The organism is Stutzerimonas kunmingensis, assembly GCF_014764705.1.
Taxonomy (GTDB): Bacteria; Pseudomonadota; Gammaproteobacteria; order Pseudomonadales; family Pseudomonadaceae; genus Stutzerimonas.
The window spans coordinates 92976-111580 of sequence record NZ_JACXXG010000006.1 but is presented as its reverse complement, the minus strand read 5'-3'; the positions used below and the strand labels follow the sequence as shown (position 1 = coordinate 111580).

Annotated in this window: 16 protein-coding genes and 1 tRNA gene; 9 read left to right on the top strand and 8 right to left on the bottom strand. The window is 62.5% G+C overall.

What is annotated here, in order from left to right:
• Positions 1 to 45 precede the first annotated feature (45 nt).
• The 6 genes from fdnG (at position 46) to selB (ending at position 9103) form a co-directional block, all read left to right on the top strand.
• Positions 46 to 3120 carry a formate dehydrogenase-N subunit alpha gene (fdnG, locus tag IEG05_RS07750; RefSeq protein ID WP_191121852.1) on the top strand — a complete coding sequence of 1025 codons (3075 nt, stop codon included), beginning with the start codon at positions 46 to 48 and terminating at the stop codon, positions 3118 to 3120.
• Entirely contained in the window at positions 3120 to 4058 is a 939-nt protein-coding gene (gene fdxH, locus IEG05_RS07745; RefSeq protein WP_191121870.1) for a formate dehydrogenase subunit beta, read from the top strand. Before fdnG ends, fdxH begins: the two co-directional genes overlap by 1 nt.
• A gap of 57 nt (positions 4059 to 4115) precedes the next feature.
• Entirely contained in the window at positions 4116 to 4739 is a 624-nt protein-coding gene (locus IEG05_RS07740; protein ID WP_003297735.1) for a formate dehydrogenase subunit gamma, read from the top strand.
• 127 nt (positions 4740 to 4866) lie between these two features.
• Positions 4867 to 5784 (top strand): formate dehydrogenase accessory protein FdhE, encoded by a 918-nt coding sequence (fdhE, locus tag IEG05_RS07735; RefSeq protein WP_191121851.1) that lies wholly within the window; start codon positions 4867 to 4869, stop codon positions 5782 to 5784.
• Positions 5781 to 7190 (top strand): L-seryl-tRNA(Sec) selenium transferase, encoded by a 1410-nt coding sequence (selA, locus tag IEG05_RS07730; protein ID WP_191121850.1) that lies wholly within the window; start codon positions 5781 to 5783, stop codon positions 7188 to 7190. Before fdhE ends, selA begins: the two co-directional genes overlap by 4 nt.
• The gene (selB, locus tag IEG05_RS07725) at positions 7187 to 9103 is read left to right on the top strand and encodes a selenocysteine-specific translation elongation factor (RefSeq protein WP_191121849.1); all 1917 of its coding nucleotides are present in this window, start codon (positions 7187 to 7189) and stop codon (positions 9101 to 9103) included. Before selA ends, selB begins: the two co-directional genes overlap by 4 nt.
• Positions 9104 to 9315: 212 nt before the next feature.
• Here selB and IEG05_RS07720 read toward each other — a convergent pair whose 3' ends face one another.
• Genes IEG05_RS07720 through IEG05_RS07710 form a run of 3 tightly spaced genes read right to left on the bottom strand, consistent with a single transcriptional unit; the run spans position 9316 to position 11623 of the window.
• Positions 9316 to 10488: a hypothetical protein gene (locus IEG05_RS07720; protein ID WP_191121848.1), complete on the bottom strand. Its 1173-nt coding sequence runs from the start codon at positions 10486 to 10488 to the stop codon at positions 9316 to 9318.
• Positions 10489 to 10510: 22 nt separating this feature from the next.
• Positions 10511 to 11035 carry a hypothetical protein gene (locus tag IEG05_RS07715; protein WP_191121847.1) on the bottom strand — a complete coding sequence of 175 codons (525 nt, stop codon included), beginning with the start codon at positions 11033 to 11035 and terminating at the stop codon, positions 10511 to 10513.
• Between the two features lie 36 nt (positions 11036 to 11071).
• A complete protein-coding gene (locus IEG05_RS07710; protein WP_191121846.1) occupies positions 11072 to 11623 on the bottom strand; it encodes a hypothetical protein in 552 nt (183 codons plus the stop codon).
• Positions 11624 to 11816: 193 nt separating this feature from the next.
• On the opposite strand from IEG05_RS07710, the gene IEG05_RS07705 reads away from it, so the two are divergent.
• Positions 11817 to 11912: transfer RNA gene (locus tag IEG05_RS07705), tRNA-Sec, on the top strand.
• 142 nt (positions 11913 to 12054) lie between these two features.
• Entirely contained in the window at positions 12055 to 12372 is a 318-nt protein-coding gene (locus IEG05_RS07700) for a hypothetical protein (RefSeq protein ID WP_003297730.1), read from the top strand.
• Between the two features lie 95 nt (positions 12373 to 12467).
• Here IEG05_RS07700 and IEG05_RS07695 read toward each other — a convergent pair whose 3' ends face one another.
• Both IEG05_RS07695 and IEG05_RS07690 read right to left on the bottom strand, forming a co-directional pair.
• A complete protein-coding gene (locus IEG05_RS07695; protein WP_191121845.1) occupies positions 12468 to 12932 on the bottom strand; it encodes a glycine cleavage system protein H in 465 nt (154 codons plus the stop codon).
• On the bottom strand, positions 12929 to 13303 hold the full coding sequence (locus tag IEG05_RS07690; protein WP_102833401.1) for a DsrE family protein: 375 nt from the start codon (positions 13301 to 13303) through the stop codon (positions 12929 to 12931). Before IEG05_RS07690 ends, IEG05_RS07695 begins: the two co-directional genes overlap by 4 nt.
• A gap of 154 nt (positions 13304 to 13457) precedes the next feature.
• Between IEG05_RS07690 and cfaB the strand changes: the two genes are divergently transcribed.
• Positions 13458 to 14639 carry a C17 cyclopropane fatty acid synthase CfaB gene (cfaB, locus tag IEG05_RS07685; RefSeq protein ID WP_102833400.1) on the top strand — a complete coding sequence of 394 codons (1182 nt, stop codon included), beginning with the start codon at positions 13458 to 13460 and terminating at the stop codon, positions 14637 to 14639.
• A gap of 39 nt (positions 14640 to 14678) precedes the next feature.
• Here cfaB and IEG05_RS07680 read toward each other — a convergent pair whose 3' ends face one another.
• The 3 genes from IEG05_RS07680 to IEG05_RS07670 form a co-directional block, all read right to left on the bottom strand.
• Positions 14679 to 15530 carry a universal stress protein gene (locus IEG05_RS07680; protein WP_191121844.1) on the bottom strand — a complete coding sequence of 284 codons (852 nt, stop codon included), beginning with the start codon at positions 15528 to 15530 and terminating at the stop codon, positions 14679 to 14681.
• 14 nt (positions 15531 to 15544) lie between these two features.
• Positions 15545 to 17032 carry a SulP family inorganic anion transporter gene (locus tag IEG05_RS07675; protein WP_014822063.1) on the bottom strand — a complete coding sequence of 496 codons (1488 nt, stop codon included), beginning with the start codon at positions 17030 to 17032 and terminating at the stop codon, positions 15545 to 15547.
• A 292-nt stretch (positions 17033 to 17324) separates the two neighbouring features.
• Entirely contained in the window at positions 17325 to 18539 is a 1215-nt protein-coding gene (locus IEG05_RS07670) for a cyclic di-GMP phosphodiesterase (RefSeq protein ID WP_191121843.1), read from the bottom strand.
• Between the last annotated feature and the right edge of the window lie 66 nt (positions 18540 to 18605).

The window sequence follows — 18605 nt, the reverse complement described above, 5'->3', positions numbered from 1 at the left end:
CGGCAAAGCATCGGCGTACCAGCCTGATAAGAAGGAGAACCTCCGATGGACATGAACCGTCGACAGTTCTTCAAGGTCTGCGGTGTGGGCCTTGGGGCGTCGAGCATGGCGGCATTGGGTATGGCCCCGCCGACGGCGTATGCCGAGTCGATCCGGCATTTCAAACTGACCAATACGCGCGAGACCCGCAACACCTGCCCCTACTGCTCAGTCGGTTGCGGACTGATCATCTACAGCCAGGGCAGCGGCGGCAAGAACGTCGCGCAAAACATCATCCACATCGAAGGCGACTCCGATCACCCGGTCAACCGCGGCACGCTGTGCCCGAAAGGCGCCGGCCTGCTGGACTTCGTTCACAGCCCCAACCGCCTGACCCATCCGGAAGTCCGCGAAGCCGGCAGCAACGAGTGGAAGCGCATCGAGTGGAGCGAAGCCCTCGATCGCATCGCGCGGATGATGAAGGACGACCGCGATGCCAACTTCATCGAGCGCAACGAACAGGGCCAGACGGTCAACCGCTGGCTGAGCACCGGTTTCCTCGCGGCCTCGGCGTCATCCAACGAGGCTGGCTACATCACCCACAAGGTGGTGCGTTCACTCGGCATTCTGGGATTCGACAACCAGGCACGTGTCTGACATGGCCCGACGGTGGCAAGTCTTGCCCCGACGTTTGGCCGTGGAGCCATGACCAATCACTGGTCCGATATCCAGAACGCTGACCTGATCCTGATCATGGGCGGTAACGCCGCCGAGGCGCACCCGTGCGGCTTCAAATGGGTCACCGAAGCCAAGGCGCGCAACAAGGCGCGACTGGTGGTGGTCGATCCACGCTTCACCCGCTCGGCCTCGGTAGCCGATCTGTACGCGCCGATCCGCACCGGTACCGACATCGCCTTCCTTGGCGGGCTGATCAACTACCTGCTGGAAAACGACAAGATCCAGCACGAGTACGTGGTCAACTACACCGATGTCTCGTTCATCGTGAAGGAGGACTTCGGCTTCGAGAACGGTCTGTTCAACGGCTACGACGGCGACCGGCGCACCTATACGGACAAGGCCAGCTGGAGCTACGAGCTCGACGAGGAAGGCTTCGCCCGCGTCGACAAGAGCCTCACCCACCCGCGCTGCGTCTACAACCTGCTCAAGCAGCACTACAGCCGCTATACCCCGGAGGTGGTCAGCAACATCTGCGGTACACCGCAGGACAAGATGCTCAAGGTTTGGGAAACCATCGCCGAGACCTCGGCGCCGGGCAAGGTCATGACCATCATGTACGCCCTCGGCTGGACCCAGCACTCGACCGGCTCGCAAATGATCCGCACCGGCGCCATGGTGCAGCTGCTGCTCGGCAACATCGGCATGCCCGGCGGCGGCATGAACGCCCTGCGCGGGCACTCCAACATCCAAGGGCTGACCGACCTCGGCTTGCTCTCCAACCTGCTGCCGGGCTACATGACCCTGCCGCTGGAAGCCGAGCAGGACTATGCGGCCTATATCGCCAAGCGCACCGCCAAGCCGCTGCGTCCGGGGCAACTGTCCTACTGGCAGCACTACGAGAAGTTCCACGTCAGCCTGATGAAGGCCTGGTACGGCAAGAACGCCACCGCGGAGAACAACTGGGGCTACGACTGGCTGCCGAAGCTGGATATCCCCGGCTACGACGTGCTCAAGGTCTTCGACATGATGTACCAGGGGCAGGTCAACGGCTATTTCTGCCAGGGCTTCAACCCGATCGCCTCGTTCCCCAACAAGGCCAAGGTCAGCGCCGCGCTGGCCAAGCTCAAGTACCTGGTGGTCATGGACCCACTGGCCACCGAAACCTCGGAGTTCTGGCGCAACGCCGGCGAATACAACGACGTCGACACCGCCAGCATCCAGACCACGGTGTTCCGCCTGCCGACCACCTGCTTCGCCGAGGAGGACGGCTCGCTGGTCAACAGCGGTCGCTGGCTGCAGTGGCACTGGAAGGCCGCCGAGCCACCGGGCCAGGCGCAGACCGACGTGGTGATCATGGGCGGGCTGTTCCATCGTCTGCGCGAGCTGTATCGCAAGGAAGGCGGCGCCTTCGCCGAACCGCTACTGAACATCGACTGGAGTTATCGCCAGCCGGAAGAACCGACCGCCGAGGAAATCGCCCAGGAGTACAACGGCAGGGCGCTGAGCGACGTCTTCGACCTGCAGACCGGCGCCCAGGTGGCCAAGGCCGGCGAGTTGCTGCCAGGCTTCGGCCTGCTGCGCGCCGATGGCACCACGTCCAGCGGCTGCTGGATCTGGTGTGGCGCCTGGACCCAGGCCGGCAACCAGATGGCCCGACGCGACAACGCCGACCCCTACGGCATGGGCCAGACGCTGGGCTGGGCCTGGTCCTGGCCGGCCAACCGGCGCATCCTCTACAACCGCGCTTCGGCCGACCCGGCCGGCGATCCATGGGATCCGCAGAAGAAGCGTCTGGTGTGGTGGGACGGCAGCAAGTGGGGCGGCACCGACGTGCCCGACTTCAAGGTCGATTCGCCACCCGAAGCCGGCATGAACCCGTTCATCATGAACCCCGAAGGGGTGGCGCGGCTGTTCGCCGTGGACAAGATGAACGAGGGGCCATTCCCCGAGCACTACGAGCCGTTCGAGACGCCCATCGGGCGCAACCCCATGCACCCGGACAACGTCCAGGCCATCAGCAACCCGGCCGCGCGGGTGTTCAAGAACGACATGGAGCTGTTCGGCACCGCGGAGGATTTCCCCTACGCGGCCACCACCTACCGGCTGACGGAGCACTTCCACTTCTGGACCAAGCATTGCCGGCTCAACGCGATCACCCAGCCGGAGCAGTTCGTCGAGATCGGCGAAGTGTTGGCCAACGAGCTGGGCATCAAGGCCGGCGAGCGAGTCAAGGTGTCGTCCAACCGCGGCTACATCAAGGCGGTAGCGGTGGTGACCAAGCGCATCAAGCCGCTGACGGTAGACGGCCAGACCGTGCACCACATCGGCATCCCGCTGCACTGGGGCTTCGCCGGGGTGGCGCGCAACGGTTACCTGACCAACACGCTGACGCCGTTCGTGGGTGACGCCAACACCCAGACGCCGGAGTTCAAGTCGTTCCTGGTCAACGTGGAGAAGGCATGATGGCTACTCAAGACGTGATTGCCCGCTCCGCCACGACCACCGAGCGGCCGTCGATCCGAGAGGTCGGCGAAGTGGCGAAACTGATCGACACCTCCAAGTGCATCGGCTGCAAGGCCTGCCAGGTGGCGTGTTCGGAATGGAACGAGCTGCGCGACGAGGTCGGCACCAGCCACGGGACCTACGACAACCCGATCGACCTCACCGCCGAATCCTGGACGGTGATGAAGTTCGCCGAGTACGAGAATCCCGACAGCGGCAACCTCGAGTGGCTGATCCGCAAGGACGGCTGCATGCACTGCGCCGACCCGGGCTGCCTCAAGGCCTGCCCGTCGCCGGGAGCGATCGTCAAGTACGCCAACGGCATCGTCGACTTCAATCAGGACCACTGCATCGGCTGCGGCTACTGCATCACCGGCTGCCCGTTCGACATCCCGCGCATCTCCGAAAAGGACAAGAAAGCCTACAAGTGCACGCTCTGTTCCGACCGTGTTTCGGTCGGGCTCGAGCCGGCCTGCGTGAAGACCTGCCCCACCGGGGCCATCGTCTTCGGCAGCAAGGAAGACATGAAGGATCACGCAGCCGGGCGCATCGCCGACCTCAAGGAACGCGGTTTCGACCAGGCCGGCCTGTACGACCCCGATGGCGTCGGCGGTACGCACGTGATGTACGTGCTGCACCATGCCGATCAGCCTTCGCTGTACAACGACCTGCCGAACGAGCCGACCATCAGCCCGCTGGTCAGTCTGTGGAAAGGCGTGACCAAGCCCCTCGCCCTGCTGGGCATGGGTGCGGCGGTGCTGGCCGGCTTCTTCCACTACACGCGGGTCGGGCCGATCCGCGTCGAGGAAGAGGACGACAAGGCCGAACTCAGCGAGCCCGTGGTGCACCAGGTCGATCCCTCGGTGCACGTGGTCGACCCCAAGGAGCCGCGACCCTGATCCCGGCGGCCCCGTGCGCGGGGCCATCCTCGGAGTCGATCGCTCAAGGAGCCAACGATGAATAACAACGACATCGAACGCTACAACCCCTCGCAGCGAACCAATCACTGGATCGTTGCCATCCTCTTCGTCCTTGCCGCGCTGTCCGGCCTGGCACTGTTCCATCCGGCGCTGTTCGGCCTTTCCGGGCTGTTCGGCGGCGGCACCTGGACGCGCATCCTGCACCCCTTCATCGGGGTCGCCATGTTCGTCTTCTTCCTCTGGCTGGCGATCCGCTTCGCCGGGCACAACCGCATCGAAGCGCGCGACCGCCAGTGGCTCCGGCAGATCAACGACGTGGTGCACAACCGCGAGGAAAAACTGCCGGAAGTCGGCCGCTACAACGCCGGGCAGAAGGTGCTGTTCTGGGTGCTGATCATCAGCATGCTGGTATTGCTGCTCAGCGGCATCGTCATCTGGCGCGAGTATTTCAGCAGCTTCTTCGGCATCGTCTCGCTGCGCTGGGCCAGCCTGCTGCACGCAGCCGCCGCCTTCGTGCTGATCGTCAGCATCATCGTGCACATTTACGCGGCGATCTGGATCAAGGGCTCGATGGGTGCGATGCTCTACGGCACCGTCAGCCGGGCCTGGGCACGCAAGCACCACCCGGCCTGGTATCGGGAAATCACCGAACGCAAGTAAGCACACCGCCGTAACCTGAAGATTCCCGTACACGCGGGAATCTTCAGCCCCTCGCATCATCGAAAGCCGAGCGGTAGTCGGTGACGGACTATGCTGTTCGGCACAACCCCACGAAAAGGAGTCCTGCGTGGCAGGCACCATTCTCGAGCCCGGGCAGATCGAAGCCGCTGCCAGCAAACCACCCTTCATCAACCTGCCGCCGCGCGATCTGTTCGCCCGGCGCAGCGAGCGACTGAACAGGCTCGCCGAAGGCCATCCGTTCGCCGATTACCTGCGCCTGCTCGCCGCCATCTGCCAGGCGCAACAGCAGGCGCTGGACAACCACCCCGCCAAACTGCCGGTGGACGCCCATCGCACAGCGGAATGCCTCAAGCACGACCTGCCGCCGCTCGCCGCCGACACGCTGGTGCGTGAAGGCGTCTGGCTGCCGCTGCTGGATGCCTGGCTGGCGGCCTTCGTGGTGCCGGACAACCCAGCCGTAGCCGCTGCCATCGAGCAGCTGCGCGAGGCCGACGGCGGCCAGCGCAAGGCCTGGGCCGTGTCATTGCTCAGCGGCCAGTACGACAGCCTGCCGCCGGCGCTGGTGCCCTTCCTCGGCGCCGGCCTGCAACTGGCCTGGAGCCACTGGCTGCTGCAACTGGACCTCACCAGCCTGCGCGAACGCGAAGACCAGACCCACTGCCCCTGCTGCGGCGCGCCGCCCATGGCCGGCATCATTCGTCATCTTGGTCAGCTCAACGGCCTGCGCTATCTGGTCTGCTCGCTGTGCGCCTGCGAATGGCACTACGTACGGCTGAAATGCAGCCACTGCCGCAGCACCAAGAAGCTCGACTACCTGCACTTCGAAGGCTCGCCCCAGGGCGTCAAGGCCGAGGTCTGCCCGGAGTGCAACAGCTACCTCAAGCAGCTCTATCTCGAACTGGCGTCGGATGGCGAAAGCCTCTCCGCCGACCTCGCCACCCTGGACCTGGACATGCTGCTGGCCGAGCAGGGCTTCCAGCGCCGGGCGCCCAACCTGCTGCTGGCACCGGGGAGCGATGCATGAGCAGCAATCACCTGCCCTCGGTCGACAAGCTGCTGCGCGACCCGGCCTGCCAGCCACTGCAGCAGCGCTATGGTCGCCAGGCATTGCTGAGCACTCTGCGCGACCTGCTCGATGAACTGCGCGAACCGGCCCGCCATGGCCAGCTCGCTGCGCTTGAACTGTCCGAAGCGGTGCTCGCCGGGCGTGCCGGCGAACGCCTGGCCAGCCAGCACAAGAGCCGCGTGCGCCGAGTGTTCAACCTCACCGGCACGGTGCTGCACACCAACCTAGGCCGCGCCCTGTTGCCGGATGAAGCCATCGAGGCGATCACCCTCGCCGCGCGCTACCCGCTCAACCTGGAATTCGATCTCGCCAGCGGCAAACGCGGTGACCGCGACGACCTTATCGAAGGGCTGATCCGCGAGCTGACCGGGGCCGAGGCCGTTACCGTGGTCAACAACAACGCCGCCGCCGTGCTGCTGGCCTTGAACAGCCTCGGTGCACGCAAGGAAGGCATCATCTCCCGCGGCGAGCTGATCGAGATCGGCGGCGCCTTCCGCATCCCCGACATCATGGCCCGCGCCGGCGTGAAGCTGCATGAAGTCGGCACCACCAACCGCACGCACGCCAAGGATTACGAAGCGGCCATCAACCCGCGCTCGGGCCTGTTGATGCGCGTGCATACCAGCAACTACAGCGTGCAGGGCTTCACCACCAGCGTCGCCACCGCCGAACTGGCGCGCATCGCCCATGCCCACGACCTGCCGCTACTGGAAGATCTCGGCAGCGGCAGCCTGCTCGACCTCTCGCGCTGGGGCCTGCCCAAGGAGCCGACGGTGCAGGAAGCGTTGCGCGACGGCGCCGATATCGTCACCTTCAGCGGCGACAAGCTGCTCGGCGGCCCGCAGGCCGGGCTGATCGTCGGCAGCAAGGCGCTGATCCAGAAGATCAAGAAGAACCCGCTCAAGCGCGCCCTGCGCGTCGACAAGCTGACCCTCGCCGCGCTGGAAGCGGTGCTCAACCTCTATCGCGACCCCGACCGCCTGGCCGAACGCCTCACCAGCCTGCGCCTGCTCAGCCGCCCGCAGGCGGAGATCCGCATTCAGGCCGAACGCATCGCCCCGGCGCTGGCCGCGGTGCTCGGCGAAACCTGGCAAGTCGCAGTAACCGATGCCCTGGGCATGATCGGCAGTGGCGCGCAGCCGGTGGCACGCCTGCCCAGCGCCGCGCTGTGCATCCGCCCGCAGCAACCCAAGCGCCTGCGCGGCCGCAGCCTGCGCCAGCTGGAAGAAGCCCTGCGCTGCCTGCCGATTCCCGTGCTCGGGCGCATCGATGACGACGCCCTCTGGCTCGACCTGCGCCAGCTCGACGACGAGCCGGCGTTCCTCGAGCAACTGGCGCACCTGCAAGAGGAGCTGGCCCGTTGATCGTCGGTACCGCCGGCCATATCGACCATGGCAAGACCGCACTGCTGCAAGCCCTCACCGGGCAACAGGGCGACCGCCGCCGCGAGGAGCGTGAGCGCGGCATCACCATCGACCTCGGCTACGTCTACGCCGACCTCGGTGAAGGCAGCCTCACCGGTTTTATCGACGTGCCGGGCCACGAGCGTTTCGTGCACAACATGCTGGCCGGCGCCAGCGGCATCGACTGCGTGCTGCTGGTGGTCGCCGCTGACGACGGCGTCATGCCGCAGACCCGCGAACACCTGGCCATCGTCGAACTGCTCGGCATTCGCCGCGCGATGGTGGCGCTGACCAAGATCGACCGCGTCGAGCCGGCGCGCATCGCCGAAGTCCAGCAACAGATCGAAGACCTGCTGGCGGCCGGACCACTGGCCGGCGCGCCGATCTTTCCGGTTTCCAGCATCCGCGGCGATGGCATCGACGCCCTGCGCACCGCGCTGATCGAAGAAGCAGCACGCACCGCCGCCCGCAGCGACAGCGGGCACTTCCGCCTAGCCATCGACCGCGCCTTCAGCGTCACTGGCGCCGGCGTGGTGGTCACCGGCACCGCCTTTGCCGGGCGTGTGCGAATCGGCGACGAACTGCTGCTCGGCCCCACCGGCAAACGCGTACGCGTCCGCGGCCTGCACGCGCAGAACCGTGAAGCGGACGAAGCCCATGCCGGCCAGCGCGTCGCGCTGAATCTTGCCGGCGAGCGGCTGGCAGTGGAGCAGATCCACCGTGGCGACTGGCTGCTGCACCCACTGTTGCATGCGCCGACCCAACGCATCGACATCGACTTTCAGCTGCTGCCCGGCGAAGCCCACGAACTCAAGCACTGGACACCGGTGCACGTACACCTCGGCGCCCAGAACGTCACCGCCCGCGTCGCCCTGCTCGAAGGCACGAGCCTGGCACCCGGCGAGCGCGCTTTCGCCCAGCTACTGCTGAATGCACCGAGCCACGCCGTGCACGGCGACCGCATCGTCCTGCGCGACCAGTCCGCCCAGCGCACCCTTGGCGGCGGCCGCGTGCTCGACCCTTACGCACCAGCGCGCAATCGCCGCCGTGCCGCGCGGCTGGAACAACTTCGCGCCCTCGACCAGCCGGGCCTGGAGCAGGCACTACCGCCACTGCTCGCCAGCGCCGCCAATGGCATCGACCCGCAAAGCCTGGAGCGCCAGTTCAACCGCCCGCGTGAAGGCTGGCAGCTACCACATGGCGTACTGGAGATCGGCACTCGGCTCGGCCCACGACTGTTCGATCAGGCCCGCTGGAGCGAACTCGACGCCACCCTGCTCGACTCACTCCAGCGTTTTCACGAAGAACAACCCGACGAACTCGGCCCCGATCGCGACCGCCTACGCCGCTATGCCCTACCACAACTGGAGCGGCCGGTGTTCATCGCCCTGCTGGAACAGGCGCTGGCCGCCGGCCGCATCGAAACCAGCGGCCCCTGGCTGCACCGCCCCGATCACCGGGTGCGCCTGAGCGATGCGGAAGAAGGTTTGAAGGAACGCCTGTGGCCGCTGCTCGAGGCCGGCCACTTCGACCCACCCTGGGTCCGCGACCTGGCCCGCGACCTCGGCGTCGACGAAACGCAGATGCGCAACCTGCTACGCAAGCTCGCCCGCCTCGGCCTGGTGCAACAGGTGGTGAAAGATTTGTTCTACCCCGAGTTCACCATTCGCCAACTGGCGGGGCATGTACTGCAACTGGAAGCGCAAAGCGGCGTGATCCGCGCCGCCGCCTTCCGCGACCGCATCCAGCTCGGCCGCAAACGCAGCATCCAACTGCTCGAACACTTCGACCGCATCGGCCTCACCCGCCGCTTCGGCAACGAACGCAAAGTCCGCCAGGACAGCGCCTTGGCGATCCAGTCAGCACTGGGGTAGGCTGGTCGCCGCTTCCTTTCCCACATCAAGACCAGATAAGGAAGGCAATCGCACCCGGTGGTGCGGCCGGGCTTCAAATCCTGTTTTTGTTTCGCATGACGTTGGGCTACGTCGGCAATTTCTGGTCTATGAGGTTGTTCAGTGCGGCCCGTTCTGGCAAATTTTGGTCTGCATTAGGCTTTATATTCGACACTTTTTCGACACCTTGCGCTCTAGCGCAGGAGCTTCTCCAGCGCATCCCACCGCTGTTCTGGCATTCGGGTATCTTTGGTCCTAAAATAATTATAAATAGTAAGATTATTCATCAAAAAATATCGCTCAAGATTTCTTTCACTTTCATCGGCTTCCATTTGATACTGTATATCCTCAGCGGGATAGTTGTTTTCTAGTATCAGCCGAAATTCGTCGCTCTCTTTATATAGCTGAAGAAGAGACCTATCGAAGTGCGTCGGTCGATCCTTCCCCTCAAGATAATCCTCAAATAGTAAGATAGGCGGATACAACGACATTCGCCGGATCATTGCGATTATATACAAGTGATAGAAAGCCTTAAAATTATATTTTCTCCTTAGCTTTCTGTAGAACTTAACAAAGTGGCTGAATTGATCCGTATAGTACAAATGCAATGCTTTTGCGACTCTGAACTGCTGCTCTATCTCTAGGCCAGTATATCGAAACAATATTCCTCTTGTTTCATGTAGTATTTTATAAAGATCGTATACCGCCACACTAAAGCCATCCAAGTTATTAACCAATGGAGCAAGATTTCTTCTACCTATCTTGGTATAAGGGTTATCGATGATCTGCTCCTCGACTTGAAATCTTTTAAGGCACTGCCTCGTTTTTTCAAGAAGTATAATCTCTTTGCTTTTTATGTATTCTTGAAGCACAAGCGTCTTGTCAATCAGCCGTTCCGCCTCCAAAGCTTTGCGGCGCATATCGTGACCTATCGATATTAGTTCTCCCGGCACGTCTGCGTCGTACATCCATGCATCACTTAGGCACTTGTTCTGAATAATTATCCTGATCTGAGTCTCAGTTACTGCCCCCGATCTGAACTTGTTCTGAAACACGGTGGGCCTATAAGGCACCATCTGAAGAAATTCAGCGAGCACTAAGGACATTTTTTGCTCTACTTGCCATATGTCATATTCGGCAATGGGGCGATACTTTCTCCACTTTATTGAAAACGGCAGAAGATTAAATGCAAACCAAAATATAGCCGCCGCCAGCAATGAAAGAAACAGAGGGTAAACAAACTTGCTTTCCTCATTCCACCGAGCCACCAGTCGAGAGCCAGACTCAATAAAGTCATTTAAATGGGAAAGCGTTATTGATAACCAATTTGACGCACACTCTAAGAATAAACGTACACTCTCATCCATGTAATGCAGCGGCCTTTGGCAATTATTTAGATAAACCGTCGCCTAAGCGTGGGCTAATGAGCGGTTTGGCTGCTGCCCATCCCACTAACATTGGAATAAAAACTATAAATGTAATTATGAGGTCGATCCTAATATCTTGACCATACTGTATTACTTGAGGCTCATCGAAATTTAACTCCAATCTTTGTTTTTTCACGCTCTTCGCGCAAGTCGACCACTCATTCCGATCGCAGATATCGGCCAAATCGTCAACTAGCCCTCTTTCCAGATCATAATTGATATCATGCCCAAACTTGTTTCTGATTTTATTCAACCGATTAACGTAGTGAACCAAGCCCAACGGCATACCCAGAGCCGTGCATATTTGAAGCTTGGTAAAATAACTAATGCGATTTATTTGAAAGTCAAAAATTCCTGACGCTTCTACTGGCGTCTTGAACGTAATAGCCTTCTCCATGATACTTTCAGTTATAAGGTGACACCGTAGTACGCAACCAATCTTATCTTCAGTTTTTACGGCTTTTAGAAGCCCATCAACATCAAGCATATCCCGAGCCTATTTATAGTAAATCTGCAAAGCCAACTATTTTCGCGTATTCAAGTTAACACTTGCTTTACAGTTCCTACGTTCGATACTCCCTTCCCCTCCCGGACAAAAGTCGCTAATCCTCGACTGTTTGCCTACAACAACAATTTCTTTTTGGCGTGAAGGCGTCGTGATGGTCGGTTCGGGGATAACCCGAGTAGCAGGAACGATATTGGTCGCGCCCTGGGGAACATAGTTTTTGTCGTTGAAGACGGTTTGCTTGGGCGGTGGTTCTGCCGTAGCAGCTTGGGGCTGGGCTGTTTGCGGCTGAGGCGTTGCACCTCTTGCGGCCACCTCCTCTACTACCTTGTCCCAATCTCTGGTCGCTGCTGGCTCTGCTCGCGTGATCTCGGCGACAGGGGCTGGCTGAGGCTGGATGCGTTTGTCGGCGATGCCCTGGGCGGTGCCTTTGAGGAATGCCGAACTCACCATCTGTAGCGCGGCTAGCATGATTACGGTGCCGATCAGCCCTGGTATCAGCCATGCTACGGCTCCCTTGCGCGGGCGCCTTCTGATGTAGTCCGGGGCGTCGTTCCATTCAGCCTTCATATCTCCCTCTCCCTGTCCTTCGGGCGTACCAGCGCCTAGTCACTTCCTAGGTGATCGGTTGGCCTGTTTGTGACCGGCCTCACAGCTTACCGATGCTGCCACTAATCGGTGCAGACGTGTTAGCTTTCGTCCTGCCCGACAACGTTGGCGCCAGTACTCATGGGGAATTACCACGTTGCCTGGCAATCGTGATGGAAGGCAATCGCACCCGGTGGTGCGGCCGGGCTTCAACCCCGGTTGGGGGCGGCAGCCGCTCCCGGGTGGGTTCGACTCCCACTGCCTTCCGCCATTTCGCCTGCCACGCTGCGCTTCTCACCCTCGCAACCACCCTGCGACAGCCTGCCTCACTTCGCAATATCAAAAAGCCATCGCGCTCCAGCGCGAAGCGCGTCACAATTGTGGCTTTTCTTCCCAGGGATAGGAGAGGTGTCGTGGGTTACCCGCCAGATGAGCGCCGTACGTTGCACGCGCTGCGTGACCATATCGATTGCCTGCTGGCTGAAGGTGCATCCCTCGTCGGGCGCGACCCGGTGCAGCTGAGCTTTCAGGGTCGGACGCTGACGGTGCAGCACGGCATGCTGGTCAACGAGAGCGGCCATCAGGATCTGATCGAGACGCTGGCCGAGCTTGAGTGGACGAACAAGCGCACGCGCGATATGGCTATCGATATCTGTATCCGCCAGCTGGATCATGCGATCAAGGCGAGCTGCGCGAAGGTGCTGGACCTGTCGACGCCGGACAAGCCCTGAGCGCCTATCCCGCGGCAATTGCCAGCATTGCGCCCTGGCATAGCGTCGGGGCGGCGGGCTGAAAGCCTCCGCTCCTGGCCCACCTCAAGCACCTACTATTTCCACTGCAACGCCTGCACATGGGCGTTGGCGGGGTCGAAGTTGTCGAGCCGCATGCGTTCGGCGATGGCGGCTTCGGCGGCTTCGCCCAGTGGGAATTGGTCGCGCACGGTGACCCAGTCCGCGGGTTGCAGGCGGACCATCCAGCCCTCCCCATAACAATCCTGATTGATCAACGCCGGACGCTTGAGCAGTGCTTCGTTCACCGCCAGCAGTTCACCGCTCACCGGGCTCCGCGCCGACGAGGCGGCCTTAGCGAACTCGACCACGCCAAAGCTGCGCTCGCGCTCGATACGTGCGCCGACGCGCTTGGGGGTGAAGGCGAAGATCTGGCCGTACAGCGCGCAGCCGTAGGCGGTCAGGCCGATGGTCAGGCTGCCGTCGGCCTCCTCGCGCAGCCACAGGCTGTGCTCTGGGGCGTAGCGCAGCGATTCGGGGAATTCCAGGCCGTGCACATTCATAGGGTCAGCACCCGTTCGTATTCGAGGATCATCTGCGCCAGTTCGCCGCCGCTGGAGATTTCATCCAGCTCGGCGATCAGCGTGGCGGGGTCGAGCTGAACCCCGGGCTGGCGACACATCAGCAAGCGCGCGCCAGCCTGCTTGGCGTTGCGGATGAAGTGCAACAGCGGCTCGCCACCTTCCACCGCGCGCAGCGATTCGGCCACCTCGCGGCGCGCCAACTGCGTGCCTTCACCGGTGAGGTAGAGGGTTACCTCGGCATCCATGCAGGCCAGCAGCGTGGCGATATGAAAAGGCGCGGCGCAGCGCGCCGGGGTACTGGGGCCGCTGGCGACCAGAATCAGTACGCGTTGTGAATCGTGGTGTTCCATAAGCCCTCATGCGGTAGCCCGGCGAGTTAAGCCGTCAAATGCACGTTCGCCGCCGTTCGAACCATAGCGCGAAACTATCATCACCATAGCCTACCGGTTGCCGTTTGATGGTCTAGGATTTTCTTCGTGCACTGAACTGAAAAGGAGATCGAGCATGTTGGCAACCTTGCTACCGGCCCTTAAAGAACTCGCCCTGCCGTTGAAGCTGCAGCTATGGGATGGCAACGAGATCGAGATCGGCCCTACCCCCTGCGTCACGCTGGTGATCAAGGACCCCAGCCTTGTTACCCGGCTGAGGCAGCCGAGCCTGGACGTGCTCGGCGCGGCCTACGTCGAGGGGCAGATCGACCTGCTTGGGCCAGTGGGTGAGGTCATTCGGATCGGCGATGTGATCACAAGAGCGCTGGGCCAGGACGATTTTCCGCTGCCTTCGCGCGAGGCGCATGATAAGACGACCGACGCCGAAGCCATTTCCTATCACTACGACCTGTCCAACGATTTCTATCGGCTCTGGTTGGACAGGGACATGGTCTATTCCTGCGCCTATTTCGAAACCGGCAGCGAGGATCTGGAACAGGCCCAGCAGGCCAAGCTGCGCCACCTATGCCGCAAATTGCGGCTCAAGCCTGGCGAGCGCCTGCTGGATGTCGGCTGCGGCTGGGGCGGCCTGGCTCGCTATGCCGCACGCGAGTTCGGCGCGAAGGTGTTCGGCATCACCTTGAGCCGCGAGCAGCTCGAACTGGCTCGCGAACGGGTGGCCGAGGAAGGCCTAGCAAAGCAGATCACTCTGGAGCTTATGGACTATCGCGACCTGCCACAGGATGGCCGCTTCGACAAGGTCGTCAGCGTCGGCATGTTCGAGCATGTCGGCCACGCCAACCTGCCGCTGTACTGCCAGCGCCTGTTTGACGCCGTGCGCCCCGGCGGGCTGGTGATGAACCATGGCATCACCGCCCGACACATCGACGGTCGCCCGGTCGGACATGGCGCCGGCGAGTTCATCAACCGCTACGTATTCCCCCACGGCGAGCTGCCGCATCTAGTGAACATCAGCAGCTGCATCAGCGATGCCGGGCTGGAAATCGTCGACGTGGAAAGCCTGCGCCTGCACTACGCGCGTACGCTGGAATTCTGGAGTGAGCGGCTGGAAGCGCAGCTGGAGCAGGCAAAACGGATGGTTCCCGAACGCGCGTTGCGCATCTGGCGCCTCTATCTGGCCGGTTGCGCCTACGGCTTCCGCCACAACTGGATCAACCTGCACCAGATCCTCGCCAGCAAGCCGCTGGCGGATGGCTCACACGAGCTGCCCTGGAGCCGGGCGGACCTTTACAGCTGACCGCTGCCGCGCCCGGGACGGGCGCGCAGCGGATGGTGATCAGCGCAGCAACAGCAGCGGCGTGGAGGTGGTGCGGATCATGTTGGTGGTGTTGCTGCCGACGAAGAACTGGCGAATGCGCGAGTGGCCGTAGGCGCCCATCACCAGCAGGTCGATACCGTGCTCGGCCTGATAGGCATGCAGGGTCGGCTCGACTTCACCGGCGCGGATGGCGATTTCCACGTTGAAACCGGCGGCGGTCAGCACGCCGCGGGCATTTTCCAGCTGGGCCTGATTGTCGGCGGTGTCGGCCGCGACCATTACCAGATGAATCGGCATGCCCTTGAACAGCGGGCTGCCGGCGAGCATTTCCACGCCCTTGCGGCTGGTGGCGCTGCCATCGAAGGCGAGCATCACGCTCTGCGGTGCGCTGAAATCGCCGGGCGCGACCAGGATCGGCCGCTGCATGGTGCGGATGACGTTTTCCAGCTGGCTGCCGATGTGCTGGATGGCATCGCCGCTGTCCTCGCCCTGACGACCGATGACCAGCAGGCGTGTTTCGTCCTGCAGATCACGCAGGGACTCGATCAGATCACCGTGGCGCTGCCGGCACTCGGGCTGGGCGACGCCGGCGGAGATCGCCCGCTGACGTGCCGAATCGAGCATCATGCGGCCCTCCTCTAGCGCCAGCTTGGCGCGTTTCTCGTCCAGCGTGGCCAGCTCCTGCAGAAGGAATTCGCGGCTGCCGAGGCCGATGATGCCGCTCAGGTCGCCCGATACCGGATACTGCTGGCGGTCGAGTACATGCAGCAGCGTCAGGGGCGCATCCAGGCGCTTGCTGGCCCAGGCCGAACAGTCGCAAACCGCCGCGGCCTGCGGTGATCCGTCGATACAAGCCATTACGTGGGTCATTGTTGTTCTCCTGGTCAGTGGCTCATGAGCTTGTCGATGGCCTCGGGTTTGTCATGCACACCGAAGCGGTCAACGATGGTCGCGCTGGCTTCGTTCAGACCCAGTACCTCGACCTCGGTGCCTTCGCGGCGGAACTTGATGACCACCTTGTCCAGCGCCGCCACGGCTGTGATGTCCCAGAAATGTGCGCGGGACAGGTCGATGGTGACCTTGCCAAGCGCTTCCTTGAAATCGAACGCTCCGGTGAATTTGTCCGACGAGCTGAAGAATACCTGCCCGACCACCCTGTAGGTGCGCTGATTGCCGGCGGCATCCAGCTCCGAACCGATGTGCAGGTAGTGGCCGACCTTGTTGGCGAAGAACATCGCCGCCAGCAGCACGCCCGCCAGAACACCGTAGGCCAGGTTGTGGGTGAAGACCACCACCACCACGGTGACGACCATGACGATGTTGGTGGAAAGCGGGTAGCGCTTGAGGTTGCGCAGCGAATCCCAGCTGAAGGTGCCGATCGACACCATGATCATCACCGCCACCAGCGCGGCCATGGGGATCTGCCCGACCCAGTCACTCAAGAACACCACCATCAGCAGCAGCACCACGCCGGCGATCAGCGTCGACAGCCGGGTACGGCCGCCGGATTTCACGTTGATCACCGACTGGCCGATCATCGCGCAGCCGGCCATGCCGCCGAACAGGCCGGAGACGATGTTGGAAACGCCCTGCCCTTTGCATTCGCGGTTCTTGTCGCTGCCGGTGTCGGTGAGGTCGTCGACGATGGTCGCGGTCATCAGCGACTCCAGCAGGCCAACCACGGCCAGCGCGGCGGAATACGGGAAGATGATCGCCAGGGTTTCGAAGGTCAGCGGCACTTCCGGCCAGAGAAAGACCGGCAGGGTGTCGGGCAGGTCACCCATGTCGGCGACGGTGCGGATATCCAGACCAAAATACATGGCCACCGCCGTCATCGAGAGAATGCACACCAGTGGCGAGGGGATGACCTTGCCGAGCTTCGGCACATAGGGGAACAGGTAGATGATGCCGAGGCCTGCAGCGGTCATGGCGTAGACGTGCCAGGTGACGTTCGTCAGTTCCGGCAGCTGGGCCATGAAAATCAGGATGGCCAGCGCGTTGACGAAGCCGGTAACCACCGAACGCGAGACGAAGCGCATCAGCGAACCCAGGCGCAGGTAGCCGGCGCCGATCTGCAACAGGCCGCAGAGCAGTGTCGCCGCCAGCAGGTACTGCAGGCCGTGCTCACGCACCAGCGTCACCATCAGCAGTGCCATGGCGCCGGTCGCTGCGGAGATCATGCCCGGGCGGCCACCGACGAAGGCGATCACCACGGCGATACAGAAGGAGGCATACAGGCCGACCCGCGGATCGACCCCGGCGATGATGGAAAAGGCGATGGCTTCGGGAATCAGCGCCAGCGCGACGACGAGGCCGGACAGCACATCGCCACGGACGTTGGAGAACCAGTTTTGTTTGATCGTTTGCAGCATCGGACTATCCAGAGCAAAAGCACCACCATGCAGACCACGGGCGGCCGGCAGCGATACAAGACGAGATTTTTGGTGTGATTGATTCGGCTGTCAGTCGACGAAACGCACGGACAGCAGCGCACGACCACCCCATGACAGGCAGTCGCAAAGTGACGCGAGGGGGCGCAGCGCTATGGCGGACTAGGCAGCCAGGTCATGGGCATTACAAGCTCTTCTCTGAGCGACTCGCCGGGCGAATCGCATTCGGGGGGCGACATTCTAGTCGCATCGCCCCCCGTTTACGACCGCCAATCTAGGTCCAGAGCGCATCCAGATTGCTGAAGCCCCAGGCGGCGGGGTCTTCGCGGCCGACAATGCGGTCGCTGCATTGCGGGCTGGAGAGGTCCAGCTCCACCGGCACGATCGTCGCGCGGGCGCGGGTGGAATAGAACAGTTTCAGGCGCGGCGCCGTCAGCTGCTGCGCGTTGTGTTCGATGACCACGCCGAGCCGGCCCGACTGCAGCCGTACCAGCGAGCCCAGCGGGTAGATGCCCACCGTGCGCACGAAAGCATGCAGGATCTGGGTATCGAAGTGCCCCTGCCACTGCGCCATGCGCGCCAGCGAGCCCGAGGCATCCCAGGCGGTTTTGTACGGGCGATCCGAGGTGATGGCGTCATAGACGTCGCAGATCGCGCCCATGCGCGCCAGCCGGCTGATCTGCTCGCCGGCCAGCCGGTGCGGATAGCCGGTGCCGTCCATCTTCTCGTGATGATGCAGGCAGACATCCAGGACCGCCTCGGACACGGCCGCTCCCGCGCCGAGCAGGATCGCGTGACCACGCTCGGGGTGGCTGCGCATGACGGCGTATTCGTCGTCGCTGAGCTTGCCCGGCTTGTCCAGCACATCCAGCGGCATGGCCATCTTGCCGATGTCGTGCAGCAGCCCGGCAAAGCCGGCTTCCTGGACTTCCTGTTCGCTCAGGCCCAGCTGCCGGCCCAGCGCGACCATCAGCGCGCAGACCGCCACCGAATGCATGTAGGTGTACTCGTCCTTGGTCTTCAGCCGCGCCAGGCTGAGCAATGCCGAGCCGTTGCGCGCCAGGGATGCGGAAATCTGCTCGACCAGTGGCAGGCACTGCTGCGGGTCGACGGCCTTGCCCAGGCGCGCCTCGTTGAACAGCGAGGTCACCTGCTGCTTGGAACGCTTGAGCACCTGCGCGGCGCGCTGCATTTCTTCCTGAACGTTGCATTGCTGGGCCGACGCGGCGGTCGGCCGAGGCGCAACCGGCACGGCGTCGGAGACCAGCTGTGGAGACTCGGCGGCCGGGGGCGTTGCCGTTTCGACATCGACGCCCTTGCCCGTATCGATCCACAGCGCCTTGACGCCGCTGCTGCGCAGCGCCTGCAGGTCGGCGGGGTCTGTGAGCAAGAATTTGCTGCGCCAGAAGGAATGATCGAACCAGCTGCCGTCCAGCCCATGGACGTACATGCCGAAGCGGAGTTGGCTGACAAGGATTTTTCTGAGCAAGGCGGACCTCGACTGGAGCGGCGGGCCGTTCCGTACTAGCGATCCCTGCTGAGCTGATGGTAACTC

Coding starts and splice junctions, on each gene's coding strand:
- fdxH (WP_191121870.1), top strand. CDS start 3,120: ATGGCTACTCAAGACGTGATTGCCCGCTCCGCCACGACCACCGAGCGG.
- IEG05_RS07740 (WP_003297735.1), top strand. CDS start 4,116: ATGAATAACAACGACATCGAACGCTACAACCCCTCGCAGCGAACCAAT.
- selA (WP_191121850.1), top strand. CDS start 5,781: ATGAGCAGCAATCACCTGCCCTCGGTCGACAAGCTGCTGCGCGACCCG.
- IEG05_RS07720 (WP_191121848.1), bottom strand. CDS start 10,488: ATGGATGAGAGTGTACGTTTATTCTTAGAGTGTGCGTCAAATTGGTTA.
- IEG05_RS07715 (WP_191121847.1), bottom strand. CDS start 11,035: ATGCTTGATGTTGATGGGCTTCTAAAAGCCGTAAAAACTGAAGATAAG.
- IEG05_RS07710 (WP_191121846.1), bottom strand. CDS start 11,623: ATGAAGGCTGAATGGAACGACGCCCCGGACTACATCAGAAGGCGCCCG.
- IEG05_RS07695 (WP_191121845.1), bottom strand. CDS start 12,932: ATGAATGTGCACGGCCTGGAATTCCCCGAATCGCTGCGCTACGCCCCA.
- IEG05_RS07690 (WP_102833401.1), bottom strand. CDS start 13,303: ATGGAACACCACGATTCACAACGCGTACTGATTCTGGTCGCCAGCGGC.
- cfaB (WP_102833400.1), top strand. CDS start 13,458: ATGTTGGCAACCTTGCTACCGGCCCTTAAAGAACTCGCCCTGCCGTTG.
- IEG05_RS07680 (WP_191121844.1), bottom strand. CDS start 15,530: ATGACCCACGTAATGGCTTGTATCGACGGATCACCGCAGGCCGCGGCG.
- IEG05_RS07675 (WP_014822063.1), bottom strand. CDS start 17,032: ATGCTGCAAACGATCAAACAAAACTGGTTCTCCAACGTCCGTGGCGAT.